We start from the raw sequence: 996 nt of genomic DNA, 5'->3' as shown, positions 1-996 counted from the left end.
AACCCATGTTATATTGCACAAGATAAAAATATATCATCATGAACAATAAAACTGTCTGCTTACATAAACAGTAATACAAGGGGTGTTATGAGCCATATTCAACGGGAAACGTCTTGCTCGAGGCCGCGATTAAATTCCAACCTGGATGCTGATTTATATGGGTATAGATGGGCTCGCGATAATGTCGGGCAATCAGGTGCGACAATCTATCGATTGTATGGGAAGCCCTATGCGCCAGAGTTGTTTCTGAAACATGGCAAAGGTAGCGTTGCCAATGATGTTACAGATGAGATGGTCAGACTAAACTGGCTGACGGCATTTATGCCTCTTCCGACCATCAAGCATTTTATCCGTACTCCTGATGATGCATGGTTACTCACCACTGCGATCCCCGGGAAAACAGCATTCCAGGTATTAGAAGAATATCCTGATTCAGGTGAAAATATTGTTGATGCGCTGGCAGTGTTCCTGCGCCGGTTGCATTCGATTCCTGTTTGTAATTGTCCTTTTAACAGCGATCGCGTATTTCGTCTCGCTCAGGCGCAATCACGAATGAATAACGGTTTGGTTGATGCTAGTGATTTTGATGACGAGCGTAATGGCTGGCCTGTTGAACAAGTCTGGAAAGAAATGCATAAGCTTTTGCCATTCTCACCGGATTCAGTCGTCACTCATGGTGATTTCTCACTTGATAACCTTATTTTTGACGAGGGGAAATTAATAGGTTGTATTGATGTTGGACGAGTCGGAATCGCAGACCGATACCAGGATCTTGCCATCCTATGGAACTGCCTCGGTGAGTTTTCTCCTTCATTACAGAAACGGCTTTTTCAAAAATATGGTATTGATAATCCTGATATGAATAAATTGCAGTTTCATTTGATGCTCGATGAGTTTTTCTGATAGTTAGTCTTTGTAGAGACACAAACCTGAAATTCCGGACACCGCGCTTCAGGACATCTCCCTGGACGCCGATATCTGGCAGTATCCGGACGG

At 43.7% G+C, this 996-nt stretch carries 1 protein-coding gene; it reads left to right on the top strand.

Annotated elements, in window-relative coordinates:
• The first annotated feature begins 87 nt into the window (after window positions 1-87).
• Window positions 88-903, top strand: a complete 816-nt coding sequence (aph(3')-Ia, locus tag QP997_RS09700; protein WP_284847000.1) for an aminoglycoside O-phosphotransferase APH(3')-Ia — start codon at window positions 88-90, stop codon at window positions 901-903.
• Window positions 904-996 lie beyond the last annotated feature (93 nt).

This window comes from Corynebacterium sp. MSK039, from assembly GCF_030232315.1.
Classification (GTDB): Bacteria; Actinomycetota; Actinomycetes; order Mycobacteriales; family Mycobacteriaceae; genus Corynebacterium.
Note: the sequence above shows the minus strand (reverse complement) of the source record. Positions and strands in the feature narration are given on the sequence as shown.